Genomic DNA, 23,827 nt, shown 5'->3' on the forward strand with positions numbered 1-23,827 from the left:
TTCTGATGTCCGAGTTAAATCCGATTCTGGCAGGCTCAGCGCAAAGCACTGAAGCCTACCAGCAGGCCATTGCGCAGAGCAGTGAAGCTGTTGTGCAGTGGCTGAAACAACCTGAGATGTATCAGGGCAAAACCGTTGCTGAGCTGCGTGAACGTATCAGGCTGGACTTCAATCCAAACGGTCTGGGTAACCAGGCCGCGATTGAACGTGCGATTGAGTACTTTTTAAAAGACAGCCTGTCTGTGCATCACCCGCAATGTGTGGCGCATTTGCATTGCCCGAGTCTGGTGGTCAGCCAGGCGGCGGAAGTGCTGATCAACGCCACGAACCAGAGTATGGACTCCTGGGATCAAAGCCCGTCAGCAACCATCATTGAGATGAAGCTGGTCGAATGGCTGCGTACTCAGGTGGGCTACCAGGCTGGCGATGCAGGCGTGTTCACCAGCGGCGGCACCCAGAGCAATCTGATGGGGCTGATGCTGGCACGCGATGCCTTCTTCGCGCGTCAGGGGCATTCCATTCAGCAGGATGGGCTGGTCGGCAATCTGCGCAAAATTAAAGTGTTATGTTCTGAAAACGCGCATTTCTCTGTGCAGAAGAACATGGCGCTGCTCGGTCTGGGCTATCAGTGTGTCACGCTGGTGAAAACCGATGAGTTTGCCCGTATGGATCTCAACGATTTGCGCGAGAAAGTGGCACAGGCGCAAGCCAGTGGCGATCAGATCCTGGCCATTGTGGCGACAGCCGGTACCACCGATGCGGGGGCTATCGACCCGCTGCGTGCTATTGCTGAACTGGCGGCAGAGCATCAGATTTGGGTGCATGTGGATGCGGCATGGGGCGGTGCATTATTGCTGTCCGAAAAATACCGCAATTATCTGGACGGCATCGAGTTAGTGGATTCCATCACGCTGGACTTCCACAAACAGTTCTTCCAGACCATCAGCTGCGGCGCATTCCTGCTCAAAGAAGAGCGTCATTACGAGCTGATGCGTTATCAGGCGGCTTACCTGAACTCTGAGTTCGACGAAGCGGCTGGCGTACCGAATCTGGTGTCCAAATCCCTGCAAACCACCCGTCGTTTCGATGCACTGAAACTGTGGATGGGGCTTGAAGCATTAGGGCAGAAACAATACGCCGCGATTATCGATCACGGTGTGACGCTGGCTCAGGAAGTCGCGCAATATGTGACTTCTGAAGCCGCGCTGGAACTGGTGATGAAGCCGCAACTGGCGAGTGTTCTGTTCCGTTATCGTCCTGAGCAACTGGCTGGCAGCAGCGATGCGGCTATTGCACTGCTGAACCAGAAAATCGGCGATGCGCTGCTGGAATCTGGCCGTGCTAACGTCGGTGTGACCGAGCATAATGGCGTCACCTGTCTGAAGCTGACCTTGCTGAACCCGACAGTAACGCTGGAAGACGTGAAAGTCCTGCTGGCGCTGGTTGAGAAAACCGCACAGCAATTGCTGAACGCATAAGTCATTACTGAAGCATAAGTGTCGTTCTGCGTTAACCCGCAGCAAAAAGCCGGTGATACAAAAGTATCACCGGCTTTTTTACGTCTGAATGATTTTCTGACCAGGATGATTCTTAATGCTGAGCGACAGGCAAAAAAGAACCCACCTCATGGGTGGGCTATTTAAGGGTATGGTGCTTACGATCCGCTGCTCTTGCGTCAGCTGATCTAAGAGTAATCCCAGACCCCTGTCCTGTTCAAGTCATTGACAAAAAAGTGCCACAAAGAGTGCATATTTTGGGGTGGCCGAACGCTTTTCGCATCATGCCCCGCACTCACCCAGACGTTATCACTCACCTTACCGGGCCTTTGTTATCCGTTTCGGGCACCGATTATCAGCGCGGCGACCAATGCAATTGAAACGAACGACATATAACCAATCACTAAAGCTCTTTTCATATCAAGCACCTCAGTTGAACGTTTTTTCAGAACATCGGGCTCACGCCAGAAATCATAGTAAACCGGACAGAACGTAATATAAATACCGATGACGCTAAGACGTCTGCAAAGTTTTACCTCTGCGACAACGCCGGTTGTCTACCGAACTTTCCTATTCCTGACCCCTGCGCTGACCTGTTTCCTATACTGGAGGTTTGTGATTAATTCCGGGAGGGAAGATGAATTTTCTATCACGCTTTGATTTTATCGCGCTGGTGATGGCGCCGGTGTTCTGGATAGGTGTCGCGACGATGTGTGTCGTCACGCTTGTCACATACTGGCTGCTGAGCTGGCTGGTCTCGTTTTTGCGCAAGGGCGTAAAACGCTGGGGGGAAGTTAATGAGGCCAGCCACCGGATTCGTTTTATTCTGGGCGAGATCCTCAACCGGACGAGTAATTTACTCATTTTCATTGCGGCTTTTTTGTTCAGTCTGCGGTTCGTTAATCTGCCCGATAATCTCTACAACACCATCAGTCACGCGTGGTTTCTGGTGCTGGCGTTCCAGATGGCATTGTGGCTGGATCAGGCGGTGGTCTCGTGGTTACGTCATATTATGCGTCAGCCCGGTATGAACAAAAATCCGGTAACGCTGGTGATCACCGGGCTGATTTTCCGGGCGGTAGTGTGGTCGGTGATGCTGCTGTCGATACTGGCGAATGTGGGCGTAAACATTACCGCGCTGGTCGCCAGTCTGGGCGTGGGCGGTATCGCTATCGCGCTGGCGATCCAGACCATTCTCAGCGATGTGTTCGCGTCATTATCTATCGGCTTTGATAAGCCTTTCGAAATTGGCGATTTCGTCGTTTTCAATGATGTTGCCGGTACTGTCGAACATATTGGCCTGAAGACGACCCGGATACGCAGCCTGAGCGGGGAACAAATTGTTTGCGGTAATGCCATTCTGCTCCAGCAAACGCTGCATAACTACAAACGCATGCAAACCCGCCGCATTGTTTTCAATTTTGGTGTTGCGATTAATACGCTGCCGGAAAAGCTGCGCAATATCGGTGACATGGTAAAGGAAATTATTATTGATGTCGGCGAAACGAAATTCGACCGCGCACATTTGCTGGGTTTTGGTACCGATCGCCTGAATATCGAAGTGGTCCATATCGTCAATACTGCCGATTACAATAAATACATGGATATTCAGCAGGAAATTAATATTCGTATTATTGAAAAGCTGATCGAGCAGGGGATCGAAATGGCATTGCCGAATATGATTGTTAAAACCCAGGCAGAACGTGACCGTTAAGATGGCGAGGACGCTATCAGGATGACCGGGGAGAAGCCCGGCCAGACAGCCATGTCTAGCTGGTCGCTCAGCGTAATTTCTTTATCGCTGAACAGATCCCGGTAGTGCCGGTAAGCAAGGTGGGGCGGCAGTACAATTTCCGCCTGCGGGAACCCCCGGGCTGGCAAACCCAGCACCAGACGCGGTGCCGCAACAATCACCGCATCGTCATTGTGCACCCGCGCAAACGCGATGATGTTTTCGGCGTGCTGGCCGGTCACACTGAGCGGAACATAGTCCCCCTGCTGAAACAGCGCAGGTTTTTGCTGGCGAAGCCCGGCGAGCGTCGCCACGAGGTATTGTTTCAGCTGGCCGTTCAGCTTTCTTTCTGCCTGGCCCCGGCCCGTTTTATCATCCTGTCGTAACAACCGCGCCAGCCCGGTGAAATCCGGCAGACGACGGTTATCCGGATCAACAAGACTGAAATTCAGCGCCTCGCTGCCCTGATAGATGTCCGGTACGCCCGGCGCCATCAGTTTGATTACCGTCTGGGTCAGGCTGTTCACCAGTCCGGCATGGATAAATGGCTGGATCGACGCGTGGAAATCTTGCAGGAATAGCCGGTTTTCCGCTGAAAGCAGATGATGCGCGTAATCCAGCACGGCCTTTTCATAGTCTTCGTTGTTGTTATCCCAGTTGGTGCGCAGCTTGGCTTCCCGCAGCGCTTTTTCGACGAAACTCTGAAATCTTTCGTCGAGTTCCTGCAAACCCTGTTCATCTTCCGGCGTCAGCGTGACCGGCCACGCGCCCGCCAGCGCCTGATACAGCATCCATGTCAGCGCAGGGCGTGGTGCCGGGCCATCGGGAAGCATAATCACCTTTGACTCGTTCATCCGGTGCCAGCGTTTTACACAGGCGGCCCAGTCTTGTGGCGCTTCGGTCAGCGTAAACAGTCTGGCGCGGGCATCTTCACCCCGTTTGGTGTCATGCGTGGATGTCGCGGAAAGCGCCGCCGGTTGCTCTTCGCGGCGTTTTATCATCTCCGTATGGAAGCGGCTGAGGGAGAAGGTGCGAATTAACGGTTCAGCGCCGACTTCGTTCAGCGCCAGTTCCATGTTCTGGCGGAAGAAAAGTGTGTCTTCCACCGATTTAGCCATCAGCGGTCCGGTCAGTTGCTGAAAGCGGGTACGGAATAAACCGGCCTGCGATGCCGCCGCCGCAGAGGTTTCTCCACAAAGAATACGCGCCAGAAACGCAAGGATTTCAGGCTGAACGGCAAGGGCCGGGGCGCTGACCTTGCGCAGGATCTTGTGCAAAAGCGCGGTGTCTTCTGCGGGCATACCCTGTTCCGTGCCGTAAGTGCGGTACACCGGAAACGCGATCAGTAATTCGCGCAGCGCGGTACGGATATCATTTTCGTCATACATCGCGCCCCCGGTCCCGGCGATGCTGTTCGCCAGTTTCCACAGCGTGGTGTACTCGCCTTCGAAATTCTTTTCCACCATCATAAGCTTGGCCGCACGCAGCTCGTTGCGCATGTCCACCGGCTTGCCGACCACGCTGTCGTAAAGCTCACTAAACACCGCGATATTTTCATCGTTGACCAGCACATCCGAAAGCGAGGCAATGAACTCATAGCCGGTGGTGCCGGAGACCGGCCAGTCCGGCGGCAGGCGCTCGCCTTTGCCCAGAATTTTCTCCACCGTGATATAGCAGTCCGGCCCGGCCTTCTCCCGCAGGCGTTCAAGATAGGCTTTGGGATCGGCAAGACCATCCACATGATCGACCCGCAGGCCATCGGCCACACCGGAGCGGACCAGCTCGAGGATCAGCCGGTGCGTATCATCGAAAACTACCTCGTCTTCCACGCGCACACCCGCGAGGCCGGTGATTTCGAAAAAGCGCCGGTACGAGAGTTCACGGGGCGCGTCACGCCAGCACATCAGGCGGTAGGGCTGGCGCTCATGTAATTCAGTCAGTTCTGTTTTGCTCAGGCCGTCTGTTTTAGACGCCGTGAGAGTGCCGGGCGCAACGGGATAATAGGTATCGAAATAGGCGAAAGCGGGCTGACCGGTTTTGGGATCAGGCGTCAGCACAATGTCGCCTTTTTCCAGCGCATCCTCAAAAGCGTCCCCGAGGAAAGGCAGCGTCAGGCGACGCGACCAGTCGATATCAAAATGGCGTGCATAACGGCTCTTTTTGCCATGTTCAATGACGTCACGCCACCAGATATTCTCAAGTGAAGCCGCCATATGATTGGGCACAATGTCGAGGATCAGCCCGATCCCCGCCGCTTTCAGCGCCTGTGCCATACGGTCGAAACCTTCGCGCCCGCCAATCGCCGGGTCAATTTCGTTGGCGTCGGTAACATCGTAGCCGTGCGTGGAACCAGACGTCGCTGTAAACACCGGGGAAGCATAAAGATGGCTGATCCCAAGCTGTTTTAAATAGGGGATAAGCCCTGTCGCGGTGTCAAAGTTCAGTCCATTACGGAACTGAATGCGGTAAGTCGCGGTGGGGATTTTCACAGTAAGACTCCTGGCGCAAAACGGACAATAAGGGAAGCGGGCACTGACGTCGCGGCATCCTGCGGCCAGGCAAAGATCGTTTCTCCTGGCAGTTCAGGAAGCGGGTGCGTGTCCTGGCCAACATTGAGTACCAGCGAAAGCGTGCCACGGGGGAATGTCCATTTAACAGCGAGAAAACCGGTTGAGGTTTCGACAATCTGGCCGACTTCTCCTTTCGCAGGCGTCAGTAAGGGCACGATGTATTTCCGGCGCAGCGCCAGCAGCTTGCGGGTCAGCGCCAGGGTGTTTTCGCCTTCGGGATGTGTCAGTTTCTGCCAGTCAAGTTTCGAATTTTCGAACGTACTGAGAGCGTTAGGATCGGGGACCGCGTCGTTGCCGTAACCGTTGTGTCCTTCAAATTCACGGGCGCGCCCCTCGCGAACCGCCTGCGCCAGCTCCCCTTCAAAATCGGTGAAGAACAGAAACGGATTGGTTTCGCCGTATTCTTCGCCCATAAACATCAGCGGAATATGCGGCGATAACAATAAGGCGGCGAACAGAACGCGCGTACGTTCAGCGCCAGCCAGCGTGATCAGCCGGTCGCCGTGCGCACGGTTACCAATCTGGTCGTGATTTTGAATGAAATCGACAAAGGCTACCGGCGGCTGTCTGCGACTGACCGTACCGCGCGGTTTAGCGGTTTGCGGCGATTTTTCGCCCTGATACGCGAAACCTTCCGCTAACGCGCGTGCCGCCAGTTTCTCAGGGTTCTGCGCGAAATCCTGATAGTAGGCATGCGTTTCACCGGTGCTGAGAACGTGAATGGCGTTATGGAAATCGTCATTCCATTCGGCGGTAAACAGTGGCACGGTGCCGTCGGCATTACGCGGGTGTAAAAAGATGACGTTGCGGCTGTCTTCGGTGGTCAGATGCACCGGGCGATCGGTGATGGCTTCGCGAATTCGTTCGGCGATTTCAATCAGAATATGCGGGGAAGAGGTGTCTTTCATCTGATCGATGGCGTCAAAGCGCAGACCGTCAAGCCGGTATTCTTTTAGCCAGTACAGCGGTGCTTCCACGATATAGCAGCGGGCCGCTTCGTTTCGATAATCGATGCCCGCACCCCAGGCCGTCATGCGTTGAGCATCGAAGAAATCCGGCGCGAGCAGTGGCAGATAATTGCCTTCCGGACCAAAGTGGTTGAGCACGATGTCCAGCACCACGGAGATGCCGACACCGTGCGCCGCATCGACAAACGCCTTGAAATCATCCGGCGAACCATAAGCGGAGTGAGGCGCATACAGCAAGACACCGTCATAACCCCAGCCGCGTTGCCCCCCAAATTGTGAGAGCGGCAGCACTTCAATCATGGTGATGCCGGATTCTGCCAGATAAGCGAGTTTTGCCTGCGCGGCGCTGAAAGTGCCTTCGGGTGTGAAGGTGCCGATATGCATTTCATAGACGACGGTTTCTTCCCACGGGCGGCCTTTCCAGTGGTGATTTCGCCATGCATAGCCCGATGATGAGGTGACCAGGGAAGGGCCGTTGACGCCGGCCAGCTGGGCGCGCGAGGCAGGATCAGGAACCTGCGTGCCATCGGCCAGAATATACTGGTATTGCTGGCCAGCAGAAACACCGGCTGCCACAAACTCGAACCAGCCGTTTTCCGTCGGCTGCATTTCTCTGTCTTCGCCGGAAAGTCTCAGCGTCATTTTGGCCTGACCCGGCGCCCGGACCCGAAAGCGAACTGTCCCGGCGGAAATGAAACTGGCCCCCCAGCTTGTCGTCAATGCATCGCGTTGCATCACTTTACCTCGCAAAATAGTCGCGTTAACCGGCCGTTAGCCAACGAATAATAATCATAGTCGAGGATGAAAAAGAGGGCGATCCTGTCGGATATTAAACCCCGGCACAGAGGCCGGGGCATTCACGGAAAAATTATGCTGGCATCAGGAAGAGGAGGTGAAAAAAACCAGGGAGATAATGAAAGAGACGAGGGTCCCGATGAGCAGCATGCATTTGCTCGGCGTGAAGAACTTCTTGTTCTGATTGGCTTTATAAGCCTTGATTAATAACCACAGCATCACGATGCCAATGATAATAAATATTACGCCACCTGATATACTCGCGACTGGAGCCATATAAGTATCCTTCTCATCGGTAAATTTTAATTATAGCTCAGCATCTGAGAAGCGTTTTCCGCTTCATATTAACGGTTATCACCCGAACTCACCTCAGGCGCTCCCTTTTGCCCGATCTGCGGCAACATGCAGTTGTGACTGTACTGATGCAGCCGACCAAACGTATAATATCCCGCCGCGATGAGGGCATGGCGGTATTACCGGATTCGGCGACTTAAGTTAAATAAACCGTGCAATAAACCGGTTGCTATAAAAATAATTTTCAGCCTCAGATAATAATCACACAATACCTAAGGGAATTAAATGAAGTTACTTCATGGTTTGCTTTTTATGCTGTCAGTCGTCATAACCGGACAGTCCGGTGCCGCAACAACGACACTGACTGATGTTCTGGGAAATAAAATAACCTTAGAAACCCCGGTGAAAAGAGCGGTATTAGGTTTCTATTTTGAAGATTATATGGCGGTCGGTGGTGAACAGGCATTTGATCATATTGTCGGTATCTCCCGCGAAGCCTGGCATGGCAAAGTCCCTGCGAACTGGGATATGTATATTAAATACCGTCCGTCCATCGCCAACATTCCGGATATCGGCGAAATCGACCTGCACAACGTGTCGCTGGAAAAAGTGATTAGCCTGAAACCGGATGTGGTCATTTTAGCCAGCTGGCAGTACGCCGCCCTGAAGTATGAAGTCACGCAGCTTCAGAGCCTGAATATCCCGGTTGTCGTGCTCGATTACAATGATCAGACGGTGGAAAATCATGTGAAATCCACGGAAATTATCGGGATATTAACCGGCCAGACTGATCGTGCGAATGAGCTTGCTCGGCTTTATAAAAATAACATCACGCTGATTGAAGACAGGATCAGACAGGCGAATCTGCCGAAGCCAAAAGTCTATATTGAGTTTGGCAATAAAGGTCCGGCGGAGTATTCATTTACCTATGGTGAAAATATGTGGGGGGTGATGCTGCGTCTTGCCGGTGGTGAAAATATTGCGGCACCTTTCGTTAAACAGTGGGGCGAAATTAACCCTGAGCAGTTGCTGGTTGCCAAACCGGATGTCATTTTTATTTCCGGCAGGGAGAACAATAAAGTCGATACGGCGTTAGAAATGGGCATCGGGGTCAATGAAGCCACGGCAAGAGCAAAACTCAACGGATTTGCTCACCGTGACGGCTGGAGTTCATTACCGGCAATTAAAAACGACAAACTCTTCGGGGTTTATCAGGGCGCATCACGGACGCTGGTGGATTTCACCATGGTGCAGTTTATCGCCAAGTCCCTTTATCCTGATTTATTCAGGGATATTGATCCGGTGAAAAACTATCACGATTATTATAAAAAATACCTGCCTGTCATGCCGGTGGGAACCTTTGCGTTATCGGCCAGTGAGAAACCACACTGATCGTGGATTTTCCTGTTAATCGGTCCCTTTCAATCCATTTGCTCTCTTTGAAAGGGATCGGTGTACTTACCCCCTGGGTGTTGCCAGAAATTGCGGTCGCTGTTCGGCCCGCTGTGTGAAGCTGTTCGCTTGCGCATACTGGTCGGCGTTCATGATATCTGGCAGCATCGATACTGTAAAACTCCAGGCAACGGCGATGCTGATACCGGCTACAGTCAGTATATCAGGGGCGCTTTCCTGCAGGCTGTCATCAAGCATTTGCCATGTCCCCCGGAGCTGTCGGGTCACCCGATCAACCCAGGGCTGATGTTGCTTTTCCTCCGGCCTGAGGCGTCGTTCGTAAACGAGTTGCACCGCTTTTTCACAGGCTGTCAGAGCAAGTCCCGTGAGGCATAATTCCCGCAGGCCTTCCGGCCCGGACTCGGGGGGATTGCCAAGAGAGCGGGTGGACAGTTTCTCCAGATAGCTGATGATTAAGGTTGAGTCCATCAGTACCTGATTGTCTTGCGTGATAAGCGTGGGGACTTTGACCGCCGGGTTAATTTTCACCAGTGTCTCAAAATCGGCAAACACCGAGAGCGGACGATGTTCGAAATCAATACCCAACACTTTCATACAGATAGCCACGCGTCTGACATAGGGCGAATCCAGCATTCCGATCAGGACCATAGTGTTACCTCACCTCATTTTTGTTAATAAATTCGACTACCTGTCTGGCTACAGGCAGTGGAGCATCTTCCATCAAAAAGTGTCCGGCCTGCTCATAGATATGCAGCGTGGAAGACGAAATATCGCGTTGCAGACGCTGGCTATATTCAACGGGCTGCCATTCATCTTCTTTCCCCCATAAGATCTGTACGGGCAGATTCAGAAGAGGGAGCTTCTCCGCAAAGTCTGCCGTGTAACAGGAATTATAGTGAGCGACCTGATGCTGATAAAATGAGGCCTGCTCCACCACGCCACAAAGTGGCGCGAGATAACTCTCCAGCCGTTCCCCTGTCATCACTTCCTTTTTAAAAACGGCCATCTTTAGCTGGCGTGACATCGCAATACAATGTTCGCTGGCCGGTATCAATGCATATTCCGCATAATTATCCCGCATGTCTTTCCATGTAGGCGATGGCCAGGAGTCGTAGCTTGGAATATCGGCGAGGGTGAGTGTCTGGAGGCGGTCCGGGTAATCGAATGCCAGCCGAAGTGAAATTGCCCCACCGATGTCATGACCCAAAAAGTGTGCTTTATCCAGTTGCCAGTATTCAAGCAGTCGTAGCAGAAAAGTCACCTGTGAGGCTACCGATGTATCCGTTTTCACCGGGCGTTCGGATGCGCCGAACCCTGGAAGGTCATACAGATGAACACGAAAGCCTGCGTCGACAAATATCGGGACGAGTGTCTGCCAGATGACAGAATGCGCAGGCGTGCCATGAACCAGAATCAGTGGCGTGCCTGAGCCGTGGACCCCCGTCGCAATGCGACAACCCTTTATCACAACGTGTTGAGTCAGTAATGGATTACAACCTGGCATAGTTTGCTCCGCTTTTATTCAGTCTGAGCAGGCTATCCGTTGACTGAATATGACGCCAGTGACATTCTTTCCCTCTGGTAACCCACTTTTGTCATAATAAAATGAACAAACGCCTCTCCGTTGATTCGCTCAGGGTGTTCAGAACCGTCGTTCAAACCGGCAGTATGAGCAAAACGGCTTCACTCCTCAGCCTGAGTCAGTCTGCTGTGAGCTGGAAACTCAGGCGACTTGAAGATCAGCTTCAGTGTCAGCTCCTGACACGTCACGCAGGGAAAGCCTGCCCGACTGAAAAGGGCAGCGTGTTACTCCAGCATGCGGTGAAAATACTCAGCGAACACGATAACGCTGTGGCCTATTTTTCACCTTCGGCATTGCGCGGAAAGCTCCGTGTTGGGGTAACTGAACACATTTCTCTGACAGAAGTATGTTCAGTTATTGCTCTGTTCACTCACCATCATCCTGAGGTGGATGTCCAGATGGTTGTTGAGCAAAGCCATCTCCTGCGTCAGCATTTTTCTGAGGGGGGACTGGACATCATTTTACACCAGGATTTCACGGGCATGGCCAGCGGCGAAGACAAGGTACTCTGGACAGAAAAATTATACTGGTGTGCACCTCCTTCGTGGCGGTATGCATCCGGTAATCGCCTTAAACTGATCACCTGGGGGACAGATTGTTTTTATCGCCGTATGGCTGAGGAGAAACTGAATCAGGCTGATATTACCTTTATGGTGATGCTGGAGTGCCCTTCAGTGGCAGGTATGCTTGCGGCGATAAATGCAGGCCTTGGGGTGGGAATAATGAATGAATTCAGCATCGCAAAACCGGTTAGCGCTCTTTGCGAACTTGAACAGAGGATGCCGTTGCCGTCGGTGGATTGTCTGCTACGTGTGAACGAACACCGCTATAACCCTGCAAGTGAGGCTTTCTGTCTGATACTGAGCCGGCTGATGCACAGATCTGCTAAGGCGGGGGATATCAATAGCAGTCAGTCATGATTTTATCGAAGAGGCATGCGACTTTCTGATTCATTAATAGCGGGTCGCGGTGGCTGCATAATACATATTACCGTTAACTGAACGGCATCTTTAAATAGTCTCCTGATATTTCATTTAGAAGAATATTAAATTTAATTCGTCAATAAAAATATTCCCATTCTTCGTGCGGGTTCAAGGTAAATTTTATCTGAGCACGATATATTTTCAGCTTGTCGTATTTTGGATGCCCGGGAATGTACGAATTCAATTTGATATTGCTGCTGTTACAACAAATGTGCGTGTTTTTGGTGATTGCCTGGCTGATGAGTAAAACGCGGTTATTTATTCCGCTGGTTCAGGTGTCGGTTCGGCTGCCACATAAGTTATTGTGTTACATCACGTTTTCCATTTTTTGCATTATGGGAACCTACTTTGGCCTGCATATCGAGGACTCTATTGCCAATACCCGTGCGATTGGCGCCGTGATGGGCGGGTTGCTCGGCGGCCCGGTGGTCGGGGGGTTAGTGGGGCTGACCGGCGGGATCCACCGTTATTCGATGGGCGGTATGACAGCGCTGAGCTGCATGATTTCAACCATCGCCGAGGGATTATTAGGGGGTCTGGTACACAGCGTTTTGATCAAACGTGGACGTATCGATAAGTTATTTAATCCGCTGGTAGCGGCCGGTGTCACCTTTGTTGCAGAAATACTGCAAATGCTAATCATCCTGCTTATTGCCCGCCCGTTTCACGATGCGCTTAATCTGGTTGGCAGCATTGCCGCACCGATGATGGTGACGAATACCCTCGGGGCCGCGATGTTTATGCGTATCCTGCTGGATAAGCGGGCAATGTTCGAAAAATATACCTCGGCGTTTTCGGCCACCGCGCTGAAAGTGGCCGCCTCGACGGAAGGCATTTTGCGACGCGGGTTCAACGAAGAGAACAGCATGAAAGTGGCACAGGTGCTGCTGAAAGAGCTGGATATCGGGGCTGTGGCGATTACCGATCGTGAGAAATTGCTGGCCTTTACCGGTATCGGCGACGATCACCATCTGGTGGGCAAACCCATCTCATCACAATATACCTGGCGTGCTATCGAGAACGATGAAGTGGTGTATGCCGACGGCAACGAGATGCCTTATCGCTGTTCGCTGCATCCCAGCTGCAAGCTGGGTTCAACCCTGGTGATCCCGCTGCGGGGCGAAAATCAGCGGGTGATTGGCACGATCAAATTGTATGAAGTTCGCAACCGTCTGTTCAGCTCCATCAACCGCACATTGGGCGAGGGGATTGCCCAGTTGCTGTCGGCGCAGATCCTCGCCGGTAAATTTGAGCAACAAAAAGCGTTGCTGGCGCAGTCTGAAATCAAGCTGTTGCATGCTCAGGTTAATCCGCATTTCTTATTCAACGCCCTCAATACGTTAATGGCGGTGATCCGCCACGACAGTGATAAAGCCGGTCAACTGGTGCAGTACCTGTCGACCTTCTTTCGCAAGAATCTCAAACGCTCTTCTGAAGTCGTGACGCTGGCGGATGAACTGGAGCATGTGAATGCCTATCTGCAAATCGAGCTGGCAAGATTTCCGTCGCAACTGAAGGTGGATTTACAGGTGCCGGAGGCCTTTTCTGATCAGAGCCTGCCTGCTTTCACCCTGCAACCGTTAGTGGAAAATGCCATCAAACATGGCACTTCTCAGTTGCTGAGCAATGGCAATATTGTGATCCGCGCTTACAGTGAGGGCGAAATGGTGATCATCGAAGTGGAAGATAACGCCGGGTTATATCAGCCGGAAGAAAGCAGCGACGGGTTAGGTATGAGCCTGGTCGATAAACGTCTGCGGGCGCGCTTTGGCGATGATTATGGCATTACGGTCAGTTGTAAACCGGATGATTTCACCCGCGTCACGTTACGGCTGCCTGCGGAGGGTGCGCCATGTTAAGAGTGCTGATTGTCGATGATGAGCCGCTGGCGCTGGAAAATTTACGTTTACAGCTTCAGGATGAAAGCGATATTGAAATTGTCGGTGAATGTACCAACGCCATTGAAGCGATCGGCGTGATCCACAAAATCCGCCCTGACATTGTTTTTCTCGATATTCAGATGCCGCGCATCAGCGGGCTGGAAATGGTCGGTATGCTCGATCAGCAACATCGCCCGCACATCGTTTTCCTCACCGCGTTCGAGGAATATGCGGTACAGGCGTTTGAACAGTGCGCGTTTGACTACTTACTCAAACCCATCCAGGCGGCGCGGCTTCAGAAAACGCTGGCGAGATTACGACTGGGCTATCAGGAGCAGGATGTCTCACAGTTACCGCAATATCAGCAGCCGCTGAAGTTTATCCCCTGTATCAGCAGTAACCGTATCTGGTTGTTGCAGCTTGAAGATGTGGCTTTTGTCAGCAGCCGGGTCGGCGGGGTGTATGTCACCGGACAGGACGGCAAAGAAACATTCACCGAACTGACCCTGCGCACGCTGGAAGTTCGTACGCCGTTGTTACGTTGTCACCGGCAATATCTGGTGAATATGGATTATCTGAAGGAGATCCGTCTGGAGGATAAGAACCAGGCGGAACTGCTGCTGCGTGATGGTCAGATTGTGCCGGTCAGCCGCCGCTATCTGAAATCACTGAAAGAGACGGTGGGGCTGTAAACCCCGCCGCTTTTCTTTTGGACACATGGGTCAGACAGGGCTGGCCGGACGCAGCCGGGCAAAGGCCGCGCGGATTTCGGTTTCGGGCAACTGCATGCCAATGAAAACTAACGCACTGCGCGGCGTTTCCTCCGGCAGCCACTCGCGATCCCAGTCGGCGCTGTAGAGGCGCTGTACGCCCTGAAACAGCAGGCGGCACGGGTGATCGGCTATCCATAACATCCCTTTATAACGCATCAGGTTATCGGCAAAACTGGCCAGCAGTTCTTCCATCACCTTCGATATCGCGGTCAGCGCCACCGGATAATCCAGTTCCACCACAATCGAGGAAACGGTGTTTTGCTGTGGCGCGAGGCGATGGAACAGCGGTCTGGCAGCGACCACGTCTTCCTCCAGCATAAATCCGCGGGTATCAAACAGCAGCGCCGGATCGATATCTCCCTGAACTGTTTTATAAACCGGTGCACGGGCATTAATCCGTTGCAGCCGCTCCGTCAGCTCAGAACATTCACCGGACACATCAGTTTTAGTCAGCAGGATGCGGTCGGCATAACCAATCTGCGACTGCGCCAGCGGGAACTGATCCAACTGAGACATGGCATGCACGGCATCCACCAGCGTGATAACGCCATCTAACACATATCTTTCACAGATGACTTCATGCGCGAAAAACGCCTGAAGGATCGGTCCGGGGTCGGCCATGCCGGTGCATTCGATTATCAGCCGGTCAAACTGCACCTCGCCTTTATCTACGCTGTCGAGCAAATCCAGCAGCGCCGATTCCAGCTCGCCCGAACGGGTACAGCAGATGCAGCCGTTGGATAAAGTGGTGATACGTGTGGCACGGTCGCCAATCAGCTGGTTATCGATGGGCATCTCGCCAAATTCATTCTCGATCACCGCAATTTTCATCTCGTGCTGGGTATGCAAGATCTGGCGTAAAAGCGTGGTTTTCCCGGCACCCAGGAAGCCTGTTAATACTGTCACTGCAATTGGCGTCATAATTTTATTCCCCTTAACAACAGCGCATTCCGCCTTTACCATCTCCGCCGTAACGCGCCTGCTGGCGCTCGCGGAAAAATTCCTCGTAGGTCATTGGCGGCGTATCCGGGTGGTTGGTCTGCATATGCAGGACGTAGGTGTCGTAATCCGGTATGCCTACCAGCATACGTGCGGCCTGACCGAGGTATTTCTTCGCCGCACCTAAGTTGTCAAACATACGTACTCCTTTGTATTTATGCTGAAAAGCCCCGCGGGTGCGGGGCTTTGAGGTAAACGGTCAGTGCCCGGAGGAGATTTTTATCCCTTCCGCAGGAACCGGCACATAAGGCGTTTCCTTATCGGTACGTTTGTCGGTTTTACGTGCCTGCAGGCAGGCGCGGATACCGTAGAAAATGATGCTGTACACCACAATCAGGAACAGAACACTCAGCCCGGCGTTGGTGTAGTTGTTGATGACAATATGGTGCATATTGCTGACTTGTTCTGGTGTCAGGTTCGCGCCGCCAGTGGCAATGCGTTCTTTATACTGACCGGCCATGTAGAAGAAGCCTTCCATCTGTGCATTGGTGCTGAACAGTTTCAGACCCAGCGCCCAGGTGGTGCAGATAAGCAGCCAGATGGCTGGCAGCATGGTGACCCAGATGTACTTCGTGCGTTTCATTTTCACCAGCACGACGGTGGCGAGGATCAGCGCGACGGCGGCCAGCATCTGGTTTGAGATACCGAACAGCGGCCACAGGCTTTTTACGCCACCCAGCGGATCGACCACGCCCTGATACAGCAGATAACCCCACAGCCCGACGCAGCCTGCAGTGCCGATAATCCCGGCGACCAGCGAATCGGTTTTTTTCAGGAACGGGATAAAGTTACCCAGCAGATCCTGCAACATAAAGCGGCCGGAACGGGTGCCCGCATCCAGTGCGGTCAGGATGAACAGCGCTTCAAACAGAATGCCGAAGTGATACCAGAAGCCCATATCGGCCAGCGGCATAATTTTGTGGAACACATGCGCAATCCCGACGGCCAGCGTGGGTGCACCACCTGCGCGGTTCAGCACTGAGGGTTCGCCGATGTCTTTCGCCGTTTGCATAATCTGCTCAGGCGAGATCACAAATCCCCATGAACTGACGGTTGCTGCGGCGTGCGCCGTGACGTCTTTCAGTTGCGCCAGAATCATCGGCGCATGATCACCGCCCAGTTCGTGCAGGTTTGGCATGGTGATGCCCAGACCGGCTGGCGGGGTATTCATGGCGAAGTACAAACCCGGCTCGATGATTGATGCCGCGACCAGCGCCATCACCGCCACGAAGGATTCCATCAGCATTGCGCCGTAACCGATAAACCGTGCATCGGTTTCGCAGGCCAGCAGTTTAGGCGTGGTGCCGGAGGCGATCAGTGCGTGGAAACCAGACACCGCACCGCAGGCGATGGTAATAAACAGGAACGGGAACAGCGCGCCTTTCCACAACGGACCTGTGCCGTCGATGTACTGGGTCAGGGCAGGCATTTTCAGTTCCGGATTGAGGATCACGATACCGATCGCCAGCCCGACGATAACGCCGATTTTCAGGAATGTTGCCAGATAATCACGCGGCGCCAGAATCAGCCACACCGGCAACAGAGCGGAGACAAACGCATAACCAATCAGGGTAAAGGTAATGGTGGTGTCTTTGAAGGTCAGCGCCGGACCCCAGTAAGGATCGCTGGCGATAACGCCACCGAACCAGATAGCCGCGACAAGCAGGATCACGCCAATCACCGAGATCTCACCCACGCGACCCGGGCGGATAAAGCGCATATAGATGCCCATAAACAGGGCAATCGGCACCGTAGAACACACGGTAAACACGCCCCACGGGCTTTCAGCCAGTGCTTTCACCACGATTAAGGCCAGCACCGCCAGAATAATAATCATGATCAGGAAACAGCCGAACAGGGCGATAGTGCCCGGCACCGGCCCCATCTCTTCCTTGATCATCTCGCCCAGGGACGCACCGTTCCGGCGTGAAGAGATGAACAGCACCATGAAGTCCTGCACCGCACCGGCCAGAACCACACCGGCCAGCAACCACAGAACGCCCGGCAGATACCCCATTTGCGCGGCGAGCACAGGCCCGACTAACGGACCCGCCCCGGCGATAGCGGCAAAATGGTGGCCGAACAGTACGTTGCGGTTGGTCGGCACATAGTTCAGGCCGTCATTGTTGATTACCGCAGGCGTCGAGCGCGAAGGGTCGAGTTTCATGACCTTTTGCGCGATATACAGGCTGTAATAGCGATAGGCCACCAGATAAACCGAGACAGAGGCCACGACTATCCATAAGGCGCTGATATGTTCACCCCGCCGCAGGGCAACCACACCCAGACAGCAGGCACCGAGGAGAGCCACAATCATCCACGGTATGTGCTTGAATAATGCTTTTTTATTCATAAATAACCCGGTTATTTTAAAAGACTCACGAAATACCCGTCTCTGTTTTCTTTATTAAGGACCGCTTTCAGAGAGGCAGGGACCTGTTTTGTTACACACTTTACTGCCCGCATAGGGTGCCAAATTCGCAGGCGCGCAGGGGGGAAACTTGGTAAGCGGTCACAGAGGGAGATAAGCGGTTATTACGCGGAATAAGCGGTTCAGGGAGCGATTAATGCAGCAAAATCTGTGATTTAGATCACTGGGCCGGTTATGCCTGAAAGCCCGGGCATCGGCGTAACTTTTGTGGCAGAGCCGTGTTTTGACAGGTAAATTATTCATTTGCTAAATGATCCGAGGGATCAATCAACACATTCAGGGAGTTTTTATGAAAGGTAAGTTTCCGCAAGGCTTTATGTGGGGCGGGGCAACGGCGGCCAATCAGGTTGAAGGTGCTTACGATCAGGATGGCAAAGGGCTGTCCATCGTCGATGCGATTCCGGGTGGCAAAGCGCGTCTGAACATCGTTTCCTCACCGGAATTTGATTTCACCCTTGATCCTGCAAACTACACGTATCCCAATCATAAAGGCATCGATCACTATCATCGCTTTCAGGAAGATATCGCGCTGTTCGCGGAAATGGGATTCAAATGTTACCGCTTTTCTATCGCCTGGACCCGCATCTACCCGAACGGTGTTGAACAGGAGCCTAACGAAGCCGGGCTGAAGCATTACGATCAGGTGATTGACGCCTGTATTGCACACGGTATCGAACCGGTGATCACCATTTCCCATTATGAGATGCCGCTCCATCTGGCCACTGCGTTTGGCGGCTGGAAAAACCGTGAACTGATTGGTCACTTCGAGCGTTTTGCCCGCACGGTGCTGACCCGCTTTGGGCATAAAGTGAAGTACTGGATGACTTTCAACGAGATCAACAGCGCGGCACATTTCCCGATCATGAGTCAGGGGCTGACGGTGAAAACCGGCGCACTTGAGGCGCAGGCGAAATTCCAGGCGTGGCATAACCAGTTTGTCGCCAGCAGTCTGGCGGTCAAAATCGCCCATGAAACCAACGCACAGATTCAGATTGGTTGCATGATCCTGTTTGCCACCAACTACGCTTATGACTGTAATCCGGTCAATCAACTGGAAACCCTGAAAGAGACGCAGGCGTTTAATTTCTACTGCGCCGACGTGCAGGCCGGTGGTAAATATCCGTATTACGCCAAAAGTTTATGGAAGTCTCAGGGTGTTGAACTGGATATTCAGCCGGGTGATTTAGCGCTGATTAAAGAACATACGGTGGATTACATTGGTTTCAGCTACTACATGTCTTCAACCATCAACAAAACCAATCCTGATGCGGTTTCGGCGCAGGGCAACTTGCTTGGCGGCGCGCGCAATCCGTTCCTCGAAGCCAGTGAATGGGGCTGGGAAATCGATCCGGTCGGCCTGCGTATTGCCCTCAATCAACTGTACGATCGCTATGAAAAGCCGTTGTTTATTGTCGAGAACGGGCTGGGCGCCGTCGATAAGCCGGATGAAAACCACTTTATTGCCGATGATTACCGTATCAACTATCTGCGCCAGCATATTCAGGCGATGGCTGAAGCCATTGACGACGGCGTGGAACTGATGGGATATACCCCGTGGGGATGTATTGATCTGGTGAGTATGTCTACCGGTGAGATGAGTAAACGCTACGGTCTGATTTATGTCGACCTCGACGATAAGATTTCCGGCACCGGTAACCGTTACAGGAAGAAATCGTTCCACTGGTATCAGAAAGTGATCGAGACGAACGGCGCAGATATCAGCTGATATTCCCCCGCCAGGTTTGAAAACAGTCCGGGTGATAGCCGGACTGTTTTCACCAACCTTAAGTCAGCAAGTCATCGAAGACGCTGGCGCTGATTTTCGTGAGCGTGGCGAACGTGAGTGGCATTCATCAGAGGCTGTTTCCTTTCCTCGTGGCTTGCATGAATAATTTCACCTCGCCACTGGTAAGTCTGAATATCGGGTTGTGTAAGCGGGAGAAAGCATCTCTCGTTTCATCGCCCAGTTTTTTTCAATACCCTGTCCTGCAAACCAGATCTTTCCTTTCCCGGAGTTATTTAATTTATCGATAGCCTCCATTAACGCTGCACTGTTTTTTCGTGGAGCATTATCGTCAAATAAATTTAGCTGCGCTACTCCATTACTGAAAAAATCAGCCAACATAACGCCAGCCTTCATATATTGATGGCCATCAACCCATATTCTCTTCAGGGAGTTCGTGGCCGAATTTATAATGTCACGAGTATCATTAGAAGGGGGCAGTAGCTTCATGGATGCTTGATTTCCATAGTATGTTTCATTATGTGCGTGTGGGCTGGTATGAAGGAAAACACTAACGAAACGGCAGAACTGGCGCTCACTACGTAGTTTTTCTGATGCTCGCTCAGCATAGTCACAAATGGCTTGATGCATATCCGAATACTGAGTTATGCGGTTGCCAAAAGATCTACTGCAGATGATCTGTTGTTTTTTTGGTGCAAACTCTTCCGGTTCAAAACATTGTTCACCTCGAAGTTCACGAACAGTCCTTTCGAGAACAACACTGAAGTGTTTTCTTATTACCCATAATGAGCTTTCAGCCAGGTCAAGTGCTGTATTAATACCCATTGAATTAAGTTTCTTACTAATTCTCCGACCAATGCCCCAGACATCCTCAACAGAGATAATTGCCAGTAGCCTGCGCTGACGTTCAATATTCGATAAGTCGACAATGCCACCAGTGCCACGCCATTTCTTGGCTGCATGGTTAGCTAACTTTGCTAATGTCTTTGTTTGTGCAATACCAACCCCCACAGTTAATCCTGTATTTTTAAATACTCTATTTTTCATTTCATGACCGAAGCAATTTAGGGGCATGCAATTTATTACCCCAGATAAATTAACGAAGGCTTCGTCTATTGAGTAAACTTCGATCGAAGGAGACATTTCAGTTAGCGTCTGCATAACTCGCTCACTTAGATCGGCATAAAGTGCATAATTAGAACTGAATACATAAACCCTGGAGCTATATGCATTGTTTTTTATTTTAAAAAATGGCTCACCCATTTTAATACCAAGGGATTTTGCCTCGGCTGAGCGAGAAATAATACAGCCATCGTTATTGGAAACGACGACAACAGGCTTCCCCTGCAAGTCTGGCCGAAAAACAGTTTCGCAAGAAGTATAAAAACTATTTACGTCGATGAGAGCGAACATAATTATTTATGCGCCTTAATACTAAAAATGACCACTCCGAATATTTCTAATTCTTCTGCATTTTGAAATGAAATCGAAGAATAATCATCGTTGTGAGGTACTAGCTGTAGATAAGGATGAGTACGAAGTTCTTTCACGGTGAATTCACCTGAAACAGCAGCAATAACAATATCGCCATGTACGGCTGAAAGCGAGCGATCCACCACTAAAAGATCCCCATCACTGATGCCGGCGCCATGCATAGACTCCCCGCTAACTTTTATGAAGTAAGTGGCACTCGGATGTCTTATCAGCAATTTGTTGAGATCCAGTCTGTCCTCGACATAGTCCTGCGCTGGGCTCGGAAAGCCACAGGGCACTTTCTCAGAGAAGAGAGGAAGCATGACTGGTTGAGAAGCCTCAGTTGGTCGAATGAGCTGCATGATGTTGATCCCGATATACTGTGTTTATATACAGTATTGCTGAATGCAGCTAAGGATCAAGAAACTTGTGAAGCGATTCCTGAAAGTGCTTGAAGTGTCTGTTAATTTAGTTTGTGTGGTATCCAATATAGTTTTGTTGCCTGACTTAAACTCAGTTCAGCGAAACCGTAGCACTCTGACGGTAAGTCACCTCGGTCCCTGCTCTTCGATGAAGAACTGGCTTTCGGCACGTAATAAGAATGCAGTTCAGTCCACACAGTTCTGATTCAGGATCCATGATGAGACAGTCCTGAGCGCCCCGGCCGAATATGAGTATCTCCCTGACAGCAGAAAAAGTCCCTGTTTCCACAAAGGCCACTGAGAAGCAAGTTGATAATCAAACCATTCGCTTCGTAAAAGTCCGTGAGTTGCCTCCGGCAACTGCCTGATACAGCGGGGAGTGCCCGCTGGTAGTGCTTTGGCCCAGACCGCGGCTGTTTCATCAGCGTCTACATTTCGGTCATCCTGGCCCATCAGAATTAATACCGGAGTATGTGTACCGGAAATATCTTTCGTCGCATCAGCCAGGGAATTCCTGCGTTCGAAGTCCTGGCGCGTACATTGGGAGTGGCAGGGGAGAACCGCTGCTTCTTCTGTAAACTGGCGGTCAAAAACCACGGCTTCATGTTTTTTAGCATCCTGAATATCATTCAGGGAGCGACCTTCGACTTTAAGTCGTTGCCCTGTATAGTATATGCCCTGATTACGCCAGTTTATCGCCGCACCTATCAGCACAACAAACTCAGTTGTTGTCAGTTGGCTCGCCTGCGGTACAACCCAACCTGCCTGCGAGAATCCAAGATAACCTCCGCGACTTTTTTTCAGTTCCGGCTGCTCTCTCAGTTTTTTTAACGCCAAAACCGCCTCCTCTGCGCGATCTGACATTGTCTGTGCCAGCCAGTTACCTGTACTTTTATCCACACCAGGTTTATCCCATGAAAAAACGGCAATTCCCTGTGAGACAAGGAATTTAACCAATGGAATATATCCACCTTCTGACCAGCGGTCCTGAGGTCCGTCTCCATGAACTAAAAGCACAAACGGAGGAGAAACCTTACCTGGAGGCATAATCAACGTCCCCATCAGAACATCGTTATTATGCTTAAAAGATATAGAACGTTGTTGCCCGTACCCTGAAAGATCGAAATCATATAATCGGCTAAGCAAAAAAATAATGAGAACGACAATCATAATTGAAAATGACACAATATATTTAATCATGTATAGCTCTTTATAATTTATAAAATTAAATATCAGCCGACTTTTTTAATACTTTATAGAACAGGATGTCAATGACTTAAAATTCGAAGCTCCTGACAGTAATAATCTCAGTGCTGCTGTGGGCGTTAACTTCCACTTCAGGGATGAACAAATGGAAATTAAGTGAGATTTACCAACAGTAACTGGCGGAGCTTCACCGCTATTTATCCTTAAAGCGCATCGCCAGCCACTGAGCATGCTGCTGCGTCACCAACAGTTGATCATCTTGCTCGCGCCACTGAATATCCCCCTGGCTAAGACAGCGCCTGAGCTGCTCCAGTGATGCTACCTGGAAACAGAGCGCCACCATTTTCGCCGGTGCCTGCGCAGCGACAGGCGGAAGCGCGAATTCCAGACGTGCTTGTTGATGAGTGATAATACGCAGGCAGCAGGTCCCTGAATCAAGCACATAACCACCGTTGGCCTCCGCGCGGGCCTCCACACTGAACAACTGGTGATACAGCGCCAGCGTCTGTTCAGGTTGAGGCGAGGCAATAACGAAGGCAGACAGCGCTTGCACGCCATTAGGATGTACCCGCCAGGCGGGCTGCCAAACGGCCTGCGGCGTTTGATGTTCGCAGAAAAAACTGAAGCCGTATGCCAGGGCGCTGGCGCGGATCCGCGAGATGCAGAACCGGGCCTCAGTCTGGCTGCCGTCCGGCAATATCACCGGGCGTGAGAAGCGGGTCGGCGGTTCGCCATCGAGTTGACATTGCCGGAGGTGCTGCCATACCGCATGCGCATCCCGGGTTTTCCAGACCAGTCCGGCAAGGCCTGGCGCAACGTTCCACAAACCTCGCGAGTCTGTCTGACTGGCAGGCTCATAACCTAAAAGTTCCAGATAGTTATCTGCAAAGACGGCCAGATGGTTGCTGGAGCCCATCGAATGGTGCCCCCGTGTACTGAGCTGAAATCCCATCCGCTGGAACAGGCCTTGCGCCTGATCCAGTTCTTCATCGACATTAATCACCGCGTGATCGATAACCGGGGTAATCGGCATAGTGTCTTCCTTCTTTTCTTTTTACTGATCCTG

Annotated in this window: 19 protein-coding genes; 8 read left to right on the forward strand and 11 right to left on the reverse strand. The window is 51.8% G+C overall.

What is annotated here, in order from left to right:
- Window positions 1-5: 5 nt before the first annotated feature.
- Both EX31_RS00730 and EX31_RS00735 read left to right on the forward strand, forming a co-directional pair.
- The gene (locus EX31_RS00730; RefSeq protein ID WP_037032813.1) at window positions 6-1,478 is read left to right on the forward strand and encodes a pyridoxal phosphate-dependent decarboxylase family protein; all 1,473 of its coding nucleotides are present in this window, start codon (window positions 6-8) and stop codon (window positions 1,476-1,478) included.
- A 655-nt stretch (window positions 1,479-2,133) separates the two neighbouring features.
- On the forward strand, window positions 2,134-3,210 hold the full coding sequence (locus tag EX31_RS00735; RefSeq protein WP_037032814.1) for a mechanosensitive ion channel family protein: 1,077 nt from the start codon (window positions 2,134-2,136) through the stop codon (window positions 3,208-3,210).
- Here EX31_RS00735 and treY read toward each other — a convergent pair.
- Both treY and treZ read right to left on the reverse strand, forming a co-directional pair.
- Window positions 3,207-5,717: a malto-oligosyltrehalose synthase gene (gene treY / locus EX31_RS00740; protein WP_037032815.1), complete on the reverse strand. Its 2,511-nt coding sequence runs from the start codon at window positions 5,715-5,717 to the stop codon at window positions 3,207-3,209. The genes EX31_RS00735 and treY overlap by 4 nt on opposite strands.
- Window positions 5,714-7,501, reverse strand: a complete 1,788-nt coding sequence (gene treZ / locus EX31_RS00745; RefSeq protein WP_037032817.1) for a malto-oligosyltrehalose trehalohydrolase — start codon at window positions 7,499-7,501, stop codon at window positions 5,714-5,716. The genes treY and treZ overlap by 4 nt, the downstream gene beginning before the upstream one ends.
- 135 nt (window positions 7,502-7,636) lie before the next feature.
- On the opposite strand from treZ, the gene EX31_RS26490 reads away from it, so the two are divergent.
- Together EX31_RS26490 and EX31_RS00755 are read left to right on the forward strand one after the other, a co-directional pair.
- A complete protein-coding gene (locus EX31_RS26490; protein WP_255347777.1) occupies window positions 7,637-7,768 on the forward strand; it encodes a hypothetical protein in 132 nt (43 codons plus the stop codon).
- Between the two features lie 372 nt (window positions 7,769-8,140).
- Window positions 8,141-9,247, forward strand: coding sequence for an ABC transporter substrate-binding protein (locus EX31_RS00755; RefSeq protein ID WP_013578137.1), 1,107 nt, complete (start codon window positions 8,141-8,143; stop codon window positions 9,245-9,247).
- Window positions 9,248-9,313: 66 nt separating this feature from the next.
- Here the strand turns inward: EX31_RS00755 and EX31_RS00760 are convergent, their stop codons facing one another.
- Both EX31_RS00760 and EX31_RS00765 read right to left on the reverse strand, forming a co-directional pair.
- Window positions 9,314-9,916, reverse strand: coding sequence for a glutathione S-transferase (locus tag EX31_RS00760; RefSeq protein WP_037032819.1), 603 nt, complete (start codon window positions 9,914-9,916; stop codon window positions 9,314-9,316).
- A gap of 4 nt (window positions 9,917-9,920) precedes the next feature.
- Window positions 9,921-10,772: an alpha/beta fold hydrolase gene (locus EX31_RS00765; protein WP_037032822.1), complete on the reverse strand. Its 852-nt coding sequence runs from the start codon at window positions 10,770-10,772 to the stop codon at window positions 9,921-9,923.
- A 101-nt stretch (window positions 10,773-10,873) separates the two neighbouring features.
- On the opposite strand from EX31_RS00765, the gene EX31_RS00770 reads away from it, so the two are divergent.
- The 3 genes from EX31_RS00770 to btsR all read left to right on the forward strand — a co-directional run bounded on the left by EX31_RS00770 (window position 10,874) and on the right by btsR (window position 14,405).
- Window positions 10,874-11,770 carry a LysR family transcriptional regulator gene (locus tag EX31_RS00770; protein WP_037032824.1) on the forward strand — a complete coding sequence of 299 codons (897 nt, stop codon included), beginning with the start codon at window positions 10,874-10,876 and terminating at the stop codon, window positions 11,768-11,770.
- A 233-nt stretch (window positions 11,771-12,003) separates the two neighbouring features.
- Window positions 12,004-13,692 (forward strand): sensor histidine kinase, encoded by a 1,689-nt coding sequence (locus EX31_RS00775; RefSeq protein WP_037032826.1) that lies wholly within the window; start codon window positions 12,004-12,006, stop codon window positions 13,690-13,692.
- Window positions 13,686-14,405: a two-component system response regulator BtsR gene (btsR, locus tag EX31_RS00780; protein WP_013578142.1), complete on the forward strand. Its 720-nt coding sequence runs from the start codon at window positions 13,686-13,688 to the stop codon at window positions 14,403-14,405. The genes EX31_RS00775 and btsR overlap by 7 nt, the downstream gene beginning before the upstream one ends.
- A 30-nt stretch (window positions 14,406-14,435) precedes the next feature.
- Here the strand turns inward: btsR and yjiA are convergent, their stop codons facing one another.
- The 3 genes from yjiA to EX31_RS00795 are packed head-to-tail and all read right to left on the reverse strand — an operon-like array spanning window position 14,436 to window position 17,838.
- The gene (gene yjiA / locus EX31_RS00785) at window positions 14,436-15,407 is read right to left on the reverse strand and encodes a GTPase (RefSeq protein ID WP_037032827.1); all 972 of its coding nucleotides are present in this window, start codon (window positions 15,405-15,407) and stop codon (window positions 14,436-14,438) included.
- Between the two features lie 13 nt (window positions 15,408-15,420).
- Entirely contained in the window at window positions 15,421-15,624 is a 204-nt protein-coding gene (locus tag EX31_RS00790; RefSeq protein WP_013578144.1) for a YbdD/YjiX family protein, read from the reverse strand.
- 60 nt (window positions 15,625-15,684) lie between these two features.
- Window positions 15,685-17,838, reverse strand: a complete 2,154-nt coding sequence (locus EX31_RS00795; protein WP_014416675.1) for a carbon starvation CstA family protein — start codon at window positions 17,836-17,838, stop codon at window positions 15,685-15,687.
- Window positions 17,839-18,205: 367 nt separating this feature from the next.
- Between EX31_RS00795 and EX31_RS00800 the strand changes: the two genes are divergently transcribed.
- Window positions 18,206-19,642 carry a glycoside hydrolase family 1 protein gene (locus EX31_RS00800; protein WP_037032829.1) on the forward strand — a complete coding sequence of 479 codons (1,437 nt, stop codon included), beginning with the start codon at window positions 18,206-18,208 and terminating at the stop codon, window positions 19,640-19,642.
- A 168-nt stretch (window positions 19,643-19,810) separates the two neighbouring features.
- Here EX31_RS00800 and umuC read toward each other — a convergent pair whose 3' ends face one another.
- From umuC to EX31_RS00820, 4 genes are all read right to left on the reverse strand, one after another.
- Window positions 19,811-21,073, reverse strand: a complete 1,263-nt coding sequence (umuC, locus tag EX31_RS00805) for a translesion error-prone DNA polymerase V subunit UmuC (protein WP_037032831.1) — start codon at window positions 21,071-21,073, stop codon at window positions 19,811-19,813.
- 2 nt (window positions 21,074-21,075) lie between these two features.
- Window positions 21,076-21,495 carry a translesion error-prone DNA polymerase V autoproteolytic subunit gene (gene umuD, locus EX31_RS00810; RefSeq protein WP_013578148.1) on the reverse strand — a complete coding sequence of 140 codons (420 nt, stop codon included), beginning with the start codon at window positions 21,493-21,495 and terminating at the stop codon, window positions 21,076-21,078.
- A gap of 246 nt (window positions 21,496-21,741) precedes the next feature.
- Complete coding sequence (locus EX31_RS00815) at window positions 21,742-22,755, reverse strand: alpha/beta hydrolase family protein (RefSeq protein ID WP_037032833.1); 1,014 nt, start codon at window positions 22,753-22,755, stop codon at window positions 21,742-21,744.
- A 199-nt stretch (window positions 22,756-22,954) separates the two neighbouring features.
- On the reverse strand, window positions 22,955-23,794 hold the full coding sequence (locus EX31_RS00820; protein WP_014416678.1) for a VOC family protein: 840 nt from the start codon (window positions 23,792-23,794) through the stop codon (window positions 22,955-22,957).
- Window positions 23,795-23,827 lie beyond the last annotated feature (33 nt).

The organism is Rahnella sp. WP5 (assembly GCF_000745615.1).
Classification (GTDB): Bacteria; Pseudomonadota; Gammaproteobacteria; order Enterobacterales; family Enterobacteriaceae; genus Rahnella; species Rahnella aceris.